Raw genomic sequence first — 13,042 nt, forward strand, 5'->3', positions numbered from 1 at the left:
TTTCCGAACATCTCGTACTCGCACAGGCTCAGGGACCTCATTCCACCGCCATGCCTCTCATCGGAAAATCTTTTGGCGGCGGCTATGGCAGCACCAAGAAGGTGTCCGGCTATCAGCAGATCCAGCAGTGGAAGGCCAAGCAGAAGGCCCATTCCCAGAAGTTCCTGAATCAGCAGGCCGTTGCGAGCAACGTCTTCTCCGTCGGCGTCAGCGAGACCCAGACCGCCACCGAGATGCTGTTCAACAACGTCGCGGCCCGGGTGAAGAAGGCCGCCCAGGCCAAGATCGCCGAGCAGAACGAGGGCATCGACAAGGCCATCGAAACTCTCGATCTCGCCAAGTCCGACAGCAAAACCGACGAGAAGAAGACCGAAGGCGTCGACGTCACCGTCTGAGCGCCCGTTCTTCAGGCCATCAATCGCATTTCCGGCGCTCCGCTTGCGGGGCGCTTTTTCGTTACACCGATCCGACCGTCTTCAGCCTTGCGCGCGGATGCACCTCGTTCTGGCTCATCACGGTCGTGTGGGCGCGGAACCGCTCGACGATGGAGCGCACGAAGGGCCGGGTCTGCGGCGAGGTCAGCAGCACCGGCACCTCGCCCAGCTGCGCCGCCTGCTCGAACGCATCGCGCACCAGGCGGACGAATTCCTGCAGTTTCGACGGCGCCATGGCCAGCGAGCGTTCTTCGCCCTCGCCGACGATCGACTCGATGAAGGCCTGCTCCCACTGCGGCGACAGGGCGATCAGCGGCAGGTAACCGCCCGGCGCCTGGTTCGACGCGGTAATCTGGCGCGCCAGCCGCGAGCGCACGTGCTCGGCGATGGTGGCCGGATTGCGGGTGAAGCCGGTCGCCTCGGCGATGCCTTCCAGGATCGTGCCGAGATCGCGGATCGAGATCCGCTCGGCCAACAGCGCCTGCAGCACGCGCTGGATGCCGGAGACGGTGATCAGCGAAGGCACGATGTCCTCCACCAGCTTCGCCTGCTCGCCGGGGATTTCCTTCAGCAGCTTCTGAACGTCCGCATAGGTCAAGAGCTCGGAGACATTGCCGCGGATCGTCTCGGTCAGGTGCGTTGCCAGCACCGTCGCCGGGTCGACGACCGTGTAGCCGCGCAGCGCCGCATCCTCGCGATACTGCCCCTCCACCCAGGTCGCCGGCAGGCCGAAGGTCGGCTCCGTCGTATGGGTGCCCGGCAGCTTCACCTGATTGCCGCTCGGATCCATCACCATGTAGTGGTTCGGGTAGAGCTGGCCGCTGCCGGCCGGCACTTCCTTGACCTTTATGACGTAGTCGTTGGCGCCCAGCTGGATGTTGTCGAGGATGCGCACCGGCGGCATCAGGATGCCGAGATCGGAGGCCAGCTGGCGGCGCAGCGCCTTGATCTGCTCGGTCAGCTGGTCGCCTTCCGCGCTCTGGTTGATCAGGGCCAGCAGCGCATAGCCGAGTTCGATGCGCAGCTCGTCCATCTTCAGCGAATCCGTCACCGGCGGCTCGCTCGGCTTCGGCGGCTCCGCCGCCGCCACCTCGGCGATGCGCACCTGTTCGGCCGCCACCTTCTGCGTTCTGCCCGAGCGATAGGCGAGATAACCGGCAAGACCGGCAAGGCTGAGGAACGGGATCATCGGGATGCCCGGCAGCATCGCCAGCGTCGCCATCACAAAGGACGACATGCCGAGCGCCTTGGGATAGCCCGAGAGCTGCTGGCCGAGCGCCTTGTCGGCCGAGCCGGCAACGCCGGCCTTCGACACCAGCAAGCCAGCGGCGGTGGAGACGATCAGCGCCGGGATCTGCGAGACGAGGCCGTCGCCTACCGTCAGCAGCGTGTAGGAGGCCGCCGCCTGCGAGAAGCTCAGCTCCATCTGCGCGACGCCGATGATGATGCCGCCGATGACGTTGATGAAGGTGATCAGCAGGCCGGCGATGGCATCGCCCCGGACGAACTTCGAGGCACCGTCCATGGCGCCGAAGAAGGAGCTCTCGTCCTCCAGCTCGCGGCGACGCTGGCGCGCGGTCCCCTCGTCGATGAGACCGGCGGACAGGTCCGCGTCGATGGCCATCTGCTTGCCCGGCATCGCATCCAGGGTGAAGCGCGCGGCCACTTCCGCGATACGGCCCGAACCCTTGGTGATGACGACGAAGTTCACGATCACCAGGATCGCGAAGACGATGATGCCGATGACGAAATTGCCGCCCATCACGAAGTTGCCGAAGGCCTGGATGACCTCGCCGGCAGCGTCCGTGCCCTCATGGCCATTGGCCAGGATCAGGCGCGTGGAGGCAAGGTTCAGCGCCAGCCGCAACATGGTCGCGATCAGCAGCACGGTCGGGAAGGACGAGAATTCCAGCGGCTTCTGGATGAACAGGCCGGTCATCAGGATCAGCACGGAGAAGATGATCGAGATGGCCAGGAACAGGTCGAGCATCATCGCCGGCATCGGCAGGATGAGCACCACCAGGATGACCATGACGCCGAGCGCCAGCGCGATGTCGCCGCGCCGGATCGTGTCCCAGGCAGCGGCAAGGTTCAGCCCGCCGAGAGACATGCGGAAACCGCCGCCGCCGGTGCCGCCCGGCGCCGGCTGAGATGCCGGAACCGGGGCCAACCCCTGGCCGCCCTTGCCCTCGCCTGCGGTCACATCGCTCATGCCACGCCCTTCGTCACAGCTTGCGGCCCGCCCGGGCCGTCAACAGAACCACTTCTCCGCCGCCCTCAGGCGACGGCGACCCGCGCCTCGCCCGGACCGGGGACGTTGACCCCTTCGTCGGTATACTGATTCAGCTTGTTGCGCAGCGTGCGAATGGAGATTCCGAGAATCTTCGCCGCATGGGTGCGGTTGCCGAGGCAATGGTCCAGCGTGTCGAGGATCAGGTCCCGCTCCACGTCGGCGACCGTGCGCCCGACCAGCGCGCGGCTGACCGCCTCCGCCGTTGCCGCGACATCGGCGGCAAGGCGCGCATCGGCGCTGCGGCCCGGTGCGATCGGGCTGCCGTCCGGCATGCGGATCGCGTCGACATCGATCTCGTCGCCCATCGCCAGCAGCACCGCGCGGTGCATGGTGTTTTCCAGCTCGCGCACGTTGCCCGGCCAGGGATTGGCGAGCAGCATCCGCCGCGCCTCTTCCGAGATCGGGCGCCGGCGCACGCCGTTCTCGCGGGCATAGCGCTCGACGAAATGCGAGGCGAGCTCGACAATGTCCGTCGGCCGCTCGCGCAGCGGCGGCAGCTTCAGGTTCACGACATTGAGGCGGTAGAGCAGATCCTCGCGGAACGTGCCGGCGCGCACCGCCTCGGCAAGGTCGCGGTTGGACGTTGCGATGATGCGGATGTCGACGGGCACCGGCTTGCCGCCGCCGACCCGGTCGATCACCCGCTCCTGGATCGCGCGCAAGAGCTTCGCCTGCAGCCGCACGTCCATCTCCGAGATCTCGTCCAGCAGCAGCGTACCGCCATTGGCTTCCTCGAACTTGCCGATGCGCCGGGCGATGGCGCCGGTGAAGGCGCCCTTCTCGTGACCGAACAGCTCAGATTCCAGCAGCTGCTCGGGGATCGCCGCGCAGTTGATGGAGATGAACGGACGATTGGCGCGGGACGAGCGGGCATGCACGTAGCGGGAGATCACCTCCTTGCCCGAGCCGCTTTCGCCGGTCACCAGCACCGAGGCATCGGACGGCGCGATCTGCTCGGCAAGCCGCACCACCGCCCCCATCGACGGGTCGCGGTAGATGATGCTCGACTGGTCGCGCGCCACCGCCGCCAGCACGGCGGCGATCATCTCCGGATCCGGCGGCAGCGGGATGTATTCCTTGGCGCCGGCGCGGATCGCCCCGACCGCCGCCGTCGCATCCGTCTTCACGCCGCATGCGACCACCGGCAGATGGAAGCGCTCCGCCTCCAGCCGCTCGATCAGGTCGGCGATGTCCAGCCCGACATCGGCCATCACCAGATCGGCGCCGCGCCCGGCGCGCAACACCTTCAGCATCTCCTCGATGGTCGCCGCATGGGTGACGGAGGCGCCGCGGTCCATGGCGATCTTCGAGGCGGTGATCAGCTGGCCTTCCAGCGTGCCGACGATCAACAGTCGCATGGGTCTTCTCCTGTTCCGATCAGCGATCGGACTTGATGATTTCCGTCATGGTCACGCCGAGCTTGTCCTCGACGAGGACGACTTCGCCGCGTGCCACCAGCCGGTCGTTCACGTAGATGTCGATGGCCTCGCCGACCTTGCGGTCGAGCTTCAGCACCGTCCCCGGCGCCAGCCGCAGCAGCTCCGACACATGCATGCGCGAGTGTCCGAGCACGGCCGAGATCTGCACCGGAACGTCGAACACCGCCTCCAGATCGGCGGCGCTGCGGGCCTGCGAATGGTCGCGCTCGCCCTCGCGGGGGGCGTCCTGCGCTTCCATGTCGGTGAGCTGGAAGCCGGTTTCCTGCACTTCGTTGGTATCGCTCATCCGTCACTCCGCTCCTCGGCGGTCTCCTGGTTGAGGGCCGCTTTGTGCCCCTTGCCGGCGCGCCGGCCTTCGAAGTAGCGCTTCGCCGCCTGGTCGACCTGCCGCTCGATCGCCTTGCGGTCGCGCACGATGCCCCCGTCCGCCCATTCGATGCGGCAGTCTCCGGCGGCGATGTCCGGCTCGCCGAGCAGCACCAGCCGCCCGTCGAAGCCCTTTTCCGCGACCAGCGGGTCGAGCCGCGGCTTCAGGTCCGCCAGATCGCTGTCTCGGACCCGGATCACCAGATGCGGTGCCCGCCGCAGCGGACCCAGGCACTCCGAGATCAGCGCGATCACCTCGCCCAGCGGCTCGCGGGCGATCAGGTGGGCGCAGATCCGCCGCGCCACCAGAAAGGCCAGGGCCACCGCATCCTTCTCGTGCCGCGCCTGCTCGACATCGAGCTGGCCGATCAGCGCCGAAACGGATTCGGCCAGGCGCTCGGCCTCGTCGGCAAGGCGGCTTTCCTCGCTCTGCTGGCGCTCGCCCAGCGCCTCGGCCCGCCCGCGCTGGAACGCCGCCTGCTCGGCGATGGCCAGCAGCGCCTTGTGCTCGGCCAGCGTCATCGTCGGCTCGACCGGCTCGATGACCTCCTCGACCTCTTCCTCTTCCGGAAGCTCGACCGCCGCGAAGTTGCGGTCGAAGAGGAAACGGTGGACCTTCATTTGCGTGCTCGCCATTCTCGTCGCCATTGCTCAGGCCACTCAGTAGATGATCTCGTCGTCGCCCTTGCTCTTGGAGAGCATCAGCTCTCCCTTTGCGGCGAGATCCTTGGCCGTTGCGACCATGCCCGACTGAGCCTCGTCGACATCGCGCAGGCGGATCGGCCCCAGCGCTTCCATGTCGTCCTGCAGCATCTTCGCGGCGCGCGACGACATGTTGGAGAAGAAGAACTCGCGCACCGATTCCGAGGCGCCCTTGAGTGCGATGGCCAGGCGATCCTTCTCCACGTTGCGAAGCAGGGTCTGGCAGCTGCCGGCATCCAGCTTCATCAAGTCGTCGAAGGTGAACATCAGCGTCTTGATGCGTTCGGCCGAGTCGCGGTTTTCTTCCTCCAGCGCGGCCAGGAAGCGGGCCTCGGTCTGGCGGTCGAAGTTGTTGAAGATCTCGGCCATCATCTCGTGGCTGTCGCGCCGCGAGGTGTTGGTCAGGTTCGACATGAACTCGACGCGCAGCGTCTGCTCGACCTTCTCCAGCACTTCCTTCTGGATCGCTTCCATCTTCAGCATGCGCGAGATCACCTCCAGCGCCAGTTCCTCCGGCAGGATGCCGAGGACCTTGGCGGCATGGTCGGGGTCGATCTTCGACAACACCACGGCGACGGTCTGCGGGTATTCGTTCTTCAGGTAGTTGGCGAGAACGTTCTCCTGCACGTTGGAGAGCTTCTCCCACATGTTGCGGCCCGCCGGCCCGCGGATCTCTTCCATGATCAGCGACACCCGGTCGCGCGGCAGGAAGCTCGACAGCAGCCGCTCGGTCACGTCGACATTGCCGTTCAGCGCGCCGTTGCTGGAGATCTTGCGCACGAAGTCGACGAACAGCTCGTCGAGCATGTTCGGCGTCACCGGACCCAACCGCGACATCGCGGCGGAGACCTCGCGCACCTCCATCTCGTCCAGCTGCTCCCAGATGCGCCGGCCGTGCTTTTCGCCGAGCGCCAGAAGCAGCACGGCGACGCGCTCGACGCCGCGCAGATCGCGCTCCTTCTCGGTCGCGCTGATCGTCAGATGGGTGCCAGGGCCGGCCTGGATGCTGCCTGCGATACTCATGCTGCCTCATTCATCCAGCCGCGGATGATCCCCACTGCCTCGTTCGGATACTCGTCGATGAGGGCGCCCACCTTGGCGATGGTTGCGACCTGCACGGCGCCCTGCGCCTGAGCCTCTTCCAGCCATTCGATGCGCGGCGTGCCGTCGCCCTCGTCCTCGCCGGCGCCCGCCGAATGATCGGCGAGCAGCGCCGGCTCCAGCGGCTGGCCGTCGGCACCCAGCAGCACGGGAGCGGCCTCTTCCTCCTTGGCCAGGATCCGCTTGACCAGCGGACGCACCGCAAAGAGCGTCAGCAGCAGGGCGATCAGGAACAGCACGCCCAGCTCGACGAAGCGCATCAGGTCGGCGCGGGTGAACTCGAACAGCCCCGCATCTTCCTCGCCCGCCAGCATGTTCGGCGCCTGTGCGAAGCGCAGGTTGACCACCTCGACCTTGTCGCCGCGCCGGTCGTCGAAGCCGACCGCCGACTGCACCAGGGTCTGGATGCGCGTCAGTTCCTCGTCGGTGCGCGGGGTGTAGACCATGTCGCCATTGGCATCCGGCGCATAGACGCCGTCCACCAGCACCGCGACGGACAGCCGGCGGATGCCGCCTGCTTCCACCACCTCGGTCTTCACCGACTTGGAGATCTCGTAGTTGACGATTTCCTCGGACTGGTTGGAGAGGTCGCGGTCGCCGCCCTCGCCCGTCTGCTGGTCGGCGCCCGGCACCTGGTTGCCCGCGGTCACGCCGCCCTGCCGGCCTTGCGTGGAGGAGTTCTCCTCCCGCGACTGGGTCGAGCGGACCACCTGGCCTTCCGGATCGAAGGTCTCCTGGGTCTCGGAAATGCGCGTGTGGTCGAGTTCGAGAGCCACCCGGACCCGCGAGCGGCCGACGCCGACCACCGAGTTCAGGATCTCCTCGATCTGGTTGCGCAGCCGCGCCTCCATCGACTGAGTGCGCTCCTGCAGCGAGGAGGCGAGGAAGCCTTCGCCCTCGTCGCCCGCGCCGCTGGCCAGCAGCCGGCCGGTCTCGTCGACGATGGACACGAAATTCGGCTGCAGCCCTTCGACCGCGGTTGCCACCAGGTGCTGGATCGCACGGATCTGGCCCGGCTCCAGGTCGCCGCGCACCGACAGCACGATGGAGGCCGACGGCGGCTGCGAGTCGCGCTGGAACAGGCGGCGCTCGGGCAGCACGAGGTGGACGCGGGCCGACTTGATGCGGCCGATGGAACGGATCGTGCGGACCAGCTCGCCTTCGAGTGCCCGCGTGCGGTTGATGTTCTGGACGAAGCTGGTGGAGCCCAGCGTGTCGGCCTTGTCGAAGATCTCGTAGCCGACCGAGCCGCCGAGCGGCAGGCCCTGCTCCGCCAGCCGCATGCGGGTGCGGAACACGTCAGCCTCCGGCACCAGCAGCGTCGCTCCCTCGTTCTGGATCTGGTAGGGCACCGCCAGGCTGTCGAGCTGGGAAATGATCGCCGAGGAATCCTCGAACGTCAGGTCCGTATAGAGCGGCGTCATCTGCGGCGTGGTCACACGCAGCATGATGAAGGCGAAGACGCCCACCAGGATCGCCGCCACGGCGCCCATGGCGCCCAGGCGCGCCGGGCCGAGTGCTTTCACAAGATCCGCAAGTCCGTTCACGTGCCCACCCGTCGATGCTGTCGCGGAAACCCTTTGGCGAGACCGGGCCACCCAGGGCAGCTTCTGGGGATGAGGGGATGGAAAAAAGCCACCCCGGATGGCCGGTAGGCAATTTTTGCCCGCCAGATGGTAAACGAGTGGTTAACGCGCGTTAGGAAAGGGTAAATATCTCGGGATTTCCATCGGTTATCGTCGCGAAATGCGATAGAGGACCGGCAAAATCGACCGGGTTCCGTTAACCTTTCGCCAAGCGTAATGAGTCGCGGCACCGCCCCCTCGGCCGTCACCCCGGCCAAGCGAAGCGCCCGCCGGGGCCTATTGGCTCCCAGAGCGCCAGCCTTCCTCTCCCACCGCCCCCCGCGTTCGTCATCCCGGGCAAGCGCACGCGCGACCCGGGACCGGAGAGCCGAGGGCGTATGAGGCGCGCTTCGGAACCATGCCACGACCACGGTGCCTCCCCGATCCCGGATCTTCGGCCTTCGGCCTCGTCCGGGATGACGCCACGCAGAGGCCTCCCACCACACGCCGGCTGAGGGCACCAATGGTTCCCGGCTCTCCGGCTTCGCCTGCGGCCGGGATGACGTCGGAGAGTAGGGCGCGGCCGGGAAGAGAGCCGAAAGCGACGGAATGCCGGGATGACGGCCTGAGAATGACGCACCCGCCCCGCATCCCCTCGGCCGTCACCCCGGGCAAGCGCAGCGTGACCCGGGGCCTATTGGTTCCAAGAGCGGCGGCGAATTACGCGGGCGGAGCAACGGGCTCCCCCTCCCCGCGTGACCCGCAAACGTCAAAAGGCCGGCACAGGGGCCAGCCTTCTGGAGATATCTTCGTACTTGATCTGCGGGACGGGCCGTTGCGGGGAAGCGAGCCGGCCGGGTCCGGTCAGTTCCGGTATTGCTGGACGCGCGTCGCGCGCAGTCCGGCAAGGCCGTGACGGTCGATCGAACTCTGCCAGGACAGGAATTCCTCGACGGTCAGCGTATACCGCTTGCAGGCCTCGTCGAGGGACAGCAATCCGCCACGGACAGCAGCCACCACTTCGGCCTTTCGCCGGATCACCCAGCGCCGGGTTGTCGCCGGCGGAAGATCGGCAATCGTCAACGGCGAACCGTCTGGGCCGATTACATATTTGACACGCGCACTCGCTCGGTCGGTCATTGTACACTCACACTCAACATGACCACGTTGACTATGAATGTAACGGTTTGCCTTTAAAAATTACCTAAGCGAGAAGCAACAATTCGGTAAGAATTTGAACGACTCGAGCCCGGCAAGACATGTCGTAAGCCGAGGGAAACCCTGCCTCCGTGCCCAAAAGGCCCAAGTCGCAAAATGGGAGGAAAGGAACGCCGTCGAAAATTTCTCAGCCCTTCGCAAGATTTCGACGGGCAAGGAATCGCCGGACCGGCATCTGCTGCCGGCCCGGAATCGGGCGAGAGAGAATCGGTGAGGGGAAAACTCGGCTCAGTCCCGGTTGACCGAAAGCACCGCGCCGGCGGACACGTAAACGCCGCCGATCTTCAGCACGGCGCCGGACGAGGTGAACTCGATCCCGTCGACGGTGCCGGAAATTTCGGTCGCCACCGGCACGGTCGGCCGGTTGTTGGCGTCATACCGAGCGATGGAGATGGTGTATTCGCCTTCAGGTGCCGTCGATCCGGCCGTCGTGCGCCCGTCCCAGCTGTAGGTATTGCGCCCGTAGGACAGTTCTGCGTCCTCGGAAAACACCACCGCACCGAGATTGTTGCGCACTTCCACGCGCGCCTTGCCCGATTCCGGCGTGTCGTAGGTCCACTCCGCCTCGCCGTCCTTCAGGCTGGTTGTGTTGCCGGCGGCGGTAACGTGCGTGCCCAGGTAGCTGACATAACCGGAAGCGGTCGTGGCAGCCATCACCGACAGCAGGTCACCCAGCTGATCGTTGGTCTTGATCTGCTGCTCGACCGAGGAATACTGCACCAGCTGCTCGGTATATTTGGACGAGTCCATCGGGTTGAGCGGATCCTGGTTCTGGATCTGCGTCGTCAGGATCGACAGGAACAGCTCGTAATTGTTCGACAGCGCCGCCAGCGAGGAGGACGTTGTCGTCGCCCCGCCGCTGGTGCCGTTTCCGCTAATGCCGCTCGTCGCCATCTCGTGTCACTCCTGTCGCCGCCCGCCTGCTAAGCCGCGGCGCCACCGTTCGAGCGTTTTCAGATCTGTATGTCGAGGGCGCCGCTCGCGCCGCTGACATAAGCCCGCGCTGCCGCACTCGGCAGCGTGTCGCCGTCCTCCTTCTGGAGGCCGCCGCTTTCTCCCGAGGCGAAGCGGCCTTGACCGCCCTCGCCCTGGTCGAACCCGGCGAAACCATTCTGGTTTTTCAGCGACATTTCCAGTCCTCCGCTCTCCAGCTTGAGGCCGGCGGCATCGAGTGCCCGTTCCAGCCCGCGCTGGTCGCGCAGGAACATGTCCAGCGTCTCGCTCCGCTCCACGGAAAGGTGTGCCTTCACCGTGCCGTCGCGCGAGACTTTCAGTTCAACGTCCACCCGGCCGAGTTCCGGCGGGTCCATACGGATCTGGAAGCGCGTTTGCCCCTTCTGGGCAAACCTGGCGACTTCCGCCGCCAGATGAGCGCTTGCCACTGCCACATTCTGTGGCAGCGCCGCCGTCGATCCGCGCAAGGCGGCGGTTGAAACATGGGCCTGCGCCTCGGCACGGCCGATCTCTATGCGTCCATCGAAGCTGCCGTCCAGCGACGCTTCGTTGCCGGCGGTATCGCCCGGCCGGTCGGACATGGCCGCGGCGAAGGCGAGCGCGGCAGCGCTCACGCCCGGCCGCTGCATGTCGGCGGCGGCGGTGCCCTGCGTTGCCTGGGCCTGCGGCTTGGCGCCCGGCACCGGCGTGTCGCCGTCGCCATCGCCGCCATCCGAAAGGCTGGCGCTGAGGTCGGCCGCCGCAAGGCTCTCCACCTCGCCGATCGCCATGTTGCGCGCCTCGGCCGAAGCCGTCCCGCGCGGCAGGGCCGCAGCTGCGGCAGCTTCCACGGCCGGCATCTGCGCCTGGGCTGCAGCCGTCTGCGGCCGCGTTGCGGATGTCTCGGCCTTTGCCGCGCCGGCGGCATCGCCGTTGTCGACCGTTACCGACGCCTTCGCATCGGCCGGCATCCCGTTATTCTGGTCCGCGCCGCCGCTCACCGCCGCGCGGGCGGCAACAGCTGCGCCCGCTGCCCGTGCCGCCGCCTCGCTGACGCTGATGGTGACGCCTTCCGGCTTGGCCTGCTCGCCGGCCTGCCGGGCGCTCGCCGCGCCGGCCGAAGACTGGTCATTGGTCGCGGCGGAAACCGTCGCCTCGTCCGAGGCCTGACCGGCGGCACCTGCCGCCGTCGACGCCGTGACTGCGACCTGCGGAGAAGCTGCCGGCGCAGATGCAACAGCGACCTCGGCGGCCACTGCCGATGCGCTCGGCACTGCCGGTGCGGATGCACGTACCGGCGAAGCCTGGGCCAGGGCCTGCTCGCGCCTCATCCGGGCCACATCCGCCTGCACCTGGCTCGCCGTCACCTGGCCTGTGCGGCCTGTCGCCTGATCCTTGTCGGCCTGCACCGAAGCCCCAGCCTCGGCGGCGCCACTGCCGCCCGTCGTTGCGGCGCCGGACTGCGGAGCTGCCGCCGTCTCGCCTTCCGCATCTCCATCCGTGCCGGCGGCAAGGCCGGCCGCAATCGTCGCCGGCCCGGCTTGCGTCTCGCGCGCCGTCGTCGTTTCACCCGCCGTCTGCTGACCGGCAACCGGCTGCGGCGTCGGCGCGCTGGTGGCGATCGTCTCGCCGCCGCGCTTGGCGGCCATGGCCAGCCTCAGCGCTTCCGCAGCGGCATCGCCCTCGCCTTCGCTGGTCGTCGCCTCGGTCTCGGCCCCGGTCCCAGCTGTCGTCCCGCCGCCCGTGGTGATCGTACCCGCAGCCTCGCCATCGCCGGCCTTGTTGCCAATTCCGGCGGCGCGCTCCAGATCGCTGGCAGCGCCGGCAGCTTTCGCAGCCAGCGAGATCGCGGCAGCATTGTCCACCTCACCGGCGGCCTCGCCCGCAAGCCCGGTCACGGCCGCGCTCCCCGGCACAGACGTTCCGCCAGCCGTCTCGCCCTCCGGCGACGGCGCCGTCACCGCACCAATGACGGCGGCCGATGCGTCCTGCCTGGCGCCGGCCGGCGTCGTCGGCAGCACCTCCGCCGCCTTGCCGTTCTGCGCGATCAGTCCAGAGAGAATGCCGGCGATCCCGGTGGCGCCGTCGGCCTTGCCCCGACCGGCCGCAGCCGGATCGCTATCGCCTGCCCCTGCTTCGATCTGGCCGCCCTCGGGATCACCCGCACCGATGTCGCCAGGTGCGGTCTCGCCGATCACGAGCGGGAAAGTCACCTCGCCGCCTGCGGCAAGCTCGGCCGGCAGGTCCCGGCCCGTTCCGGCCATCAGGCCTTGAAGAAAGTCCAGCGGCAGGGCGCTGCCCGTCTCGCCGAGCTCGACCCGGGTCGCGGTCGCGGCCTGGATCTCCCGCCCGGCCGAAACCGGCACCGAGCCCGAGGCAAGGCGCACGAAGCCGTTGGCGATGCCGGCGACCGCCGTGCCCGCCGCCTGCACGGTTCCCTGCGCTGCCGCGCCGCCGGGCACCGCGCCCAGCAGGGCCGCGAATGCCGACATGGCGCCGGACGCACCGGCCGGGCTGTCGCCGCCACCGGCAAGGCCGGTGCGGGCAGCCGCCATGACGCCTGTCGCGATCATCGGGATATGGCCTGCGAGGTTCACGCGTTTCTCCGCCACACTCTCGGCACGGGCATCGGAATGTCTGCCTCGCGCCATCTTTCGCAAGGAAGGAGAGCAAATGCCGGGCCAGATCGAAAAACGCGCGGAAATGCTCGCTTTTTCGGTGAACGACCTCTTGCGGAATCGCCGCATGCGCCTCACATGCCGGGTAAAGTTTGCCGGGTATGGCAAGCTTTGCCGGGCTCAATGGGTGAAAAGCGCCCTGTCGCGCGTCGGCGTCCCCTTTCCCATTGACCGGGTGATCCGCTATAGTCGCGGGTAACAGAAGCGGGCCGCCAGATACAGTGACCTCACGCGCGTCCTCCAGCACCGTCCGCGCAGAGCCCCGAAGCCGCCGCGCAGCGGCCGCCGGCCCGCATTCCGACAGGACCGCAAG

At 67.5% G+C, this 13,042-nt stretch carries 11 protein-coding genes; 2 read left to right on the forward strand and 9 right to left on the reverse strand.

All coding sequences use genetic code 11. The features are described 5' to 3' along the window. Positions 1-50 precede the first annotated feature (50 nt). Positions 51-395 carry a hypothetical protein gene (locus H7H34_RS16575; protein ID WP_120266984.1) on the forward strand — a complete coding sequence of 115 codons (345 nt, stop codon included), beginning with the start codon at positions 51-53 and terminating at the stop codon, positions 393-395. 61 nt (positions 396-456) lie between these two features. Here H7H34_RS16575 and flhA read toward each other — a convergent pair whose 3' ends face one another. From flhA to H7H34_RS23760, 9 genes are all read right to left on the reverse strand, one after another. Then, positions 457-2,544 (reverse strand): flagellar biosynthesis protein FlhA, encoded by a 2,088-nt coding sequence (flhA, locus tag H7H34_RS16580; protein ID WP_371811455.1) that lies wholly within the window; start codon positions 2,542-2,544, stop codon positions 457-459. Between the two features lie 167 nt (positions 2,545-2,711). Beyond that, complete coding sequence (gene flbD / locus H7H34_RS16585; RefSeq protein WP_120266982.1) at positions 2,712-4,085, reverse strand: sigma-54-dependent transcriptional regulator FlbD; 1,374 nt, start codon at positions 4,083-4,085, stop codon at positions 2,712-2,714. Between the two features lie 19 nt (positions 4,086-4,104). Further along, positions 4,105-4,452 (reverse strand): flagellar motor switch protein FliN, encoded by a 348-nt coding sequence (gene fliN, locus H7H34_RS16590; protein WP_120266981.1) that lies wholly within the window; start codon positions 4,450-4,452, stop codon positions 4,105-4,107. Next, on the reverse strand, positions 4,449-5,168 hold the full coding sequence (locus H7H34_RS16595; RefSeq protein WP_208996590.1) for a FliH/SctL family protein: 720 nt from the start codon (positions 5,166-5,168) through the stop codon (positions 4,449-4,451). Before H7H34_RS16595 ends, fliN begins: the two co-directional genes overlap by 4 nt. A 24-nt stretch (positions 5,169-5,192) precedes the next feature. After that, a complete protein-coding gene (gene fliG / locus H7H34_RS16600) occupies positions 5,193-6,257 on the reverse strand; it encodes a flagellar motor switch protein FliG (protein ID WP_120266979.1) in 1,065 nt (354 codons plus the stop codon). Continuing rightward, the gene (gene fliF / locus H7H34_RS16605) at positions 6,254-7,882 is read right to left on the reverse strand and encodes a flagellar basal-body MS-ring/collar protein FliF (RefSeq protein WP_120266978.1); all 1,629 of its coding nucleotides are present in this window, start codon (positions 7,880-7,882) and stop codon (positions 6,254-6,256) included. Before fliF ends, fliG begins: the two co-directional genes overlap by 4 nt. Before the next feature lie 882 nt (positions 7,883-8,764). After that, positions 8,765-9,040 (reverse strand): CtrA inhibitor SciP, encoded by a 276-nt coding sequence (gene sciP, locus H7H34_RS16610; protein ID WP_067217848.1) that lies wholly within the window; start codon positions 9,038-9,040, stop codon positions 8,765-8,767. Between the two features lie 306 nt (positions 9,041-9,346). Beyond that, complete coding sequence (locus H7H34_RS16615) at positions 9,347-10,012, reverse strand: flagellar hook assembly protein FlgD (protein WP_120266977.1); 666 nt, start codon at positions 10,010-10,012, stop codon at positions 9,347-9,349. A gap of 59 nt (positions 10,013-10,071) precedes the next feature. After that, positions 10,072-12,648: a flagellar hook-length control protein FliK gene (locus tag H7H34_RS23760; RefSeq protein WP_185925831.1), complete on the reverse strand. Its 2,577-nt coding sequence runs from the start codon at positions 12,646-12,648 to the stop codon at positions 10,072-10,074. A gap of 76 nt (positions 12,649-12,724) precedes the next feature. Here H7H34_RS23760 and H7H34_RS16625 point away from each other — a divergent pair, with 76 nt between their 5' ends. Next, positions 12,725-12,928, forward strand: a complete 204-nt coding sequence (locus H7H34_RS16625) for a hypothetical protein (protein ID WP_158592598.1) — start codon at positions 12,725-12,727, stop codon at positions 12,926-12,928. Positions 12,929-13,042: the final 114 nt, after the last annotated feature.

The organism is Stappia sp. 28M-7, assembly GCF_014252955.1.
Lineage (GTDB): Bacteria > Pseudomonadota > Alphaproteobacteria > Rhizobiales > Stappiaceae > Stappia.

Coding starts and splice junctions, on each gene's coding strand:
- H7H34_RS16575 (WP_120266984.1), top strand. CDS start 51: ATGCCTCTCATCGGAAAATCTTTTGGCGGCGGCTATGGCAGCACCAAG.
- flhA (WP_371811455.1), bottom strand. CDS start 2,544: ATGTCTCTCGGCGGGCTGAACCTTGCCGCTGCCTGGGACACGATCCGG.
- flbD (WP_120266982.1), bottom strand. CDS start 4,085: ATGCGACTGTTGATCGTCGGCACGCTGGAAGGCCAGCTGATCACCGCC.
- fliN (WP_120266981.1), bottom strand. CDS start 4,452: ATGAGCGATACCAACGAAGTGCAGGAAACCGGCTTCCAGCTCACCGAC.
- H7H34_RS16595 (WP_208996590.1), bottom strand. CDS start 5,168: ATGGCGAGCACGCAAATGAAGGTCCACCGTTTCCTCTTCGACCGCAAC.
- fliG (WP_120266979.1), bottom strand. CDS start 6,257: ATGAGTATCGCAGGCAGCATCCAGGCCGGCCCTGGCACCCATCTGACG.
- sciP (WP_067217848.1), bottom strand. CDS start 9,040: ATGACCGACCGAGCGAGTGCGCGTGTCAAATATGTAATCGGCCCAGAC.
- H7H34_RS16615 (WP_120266977.1), bottom strand. CDS start 10,012: ATGGCGACGAGCGGCATTAGCGGAAACGGCACCAGCGGCGGGGCGACG.
- H7H34_RS16625 (WP_158592598.1), top strand. CDS start 12,725: ATGCCGGGCCAGATCGAAAAACGCGCGGAAATGCTCGCTTTTTCGGTG.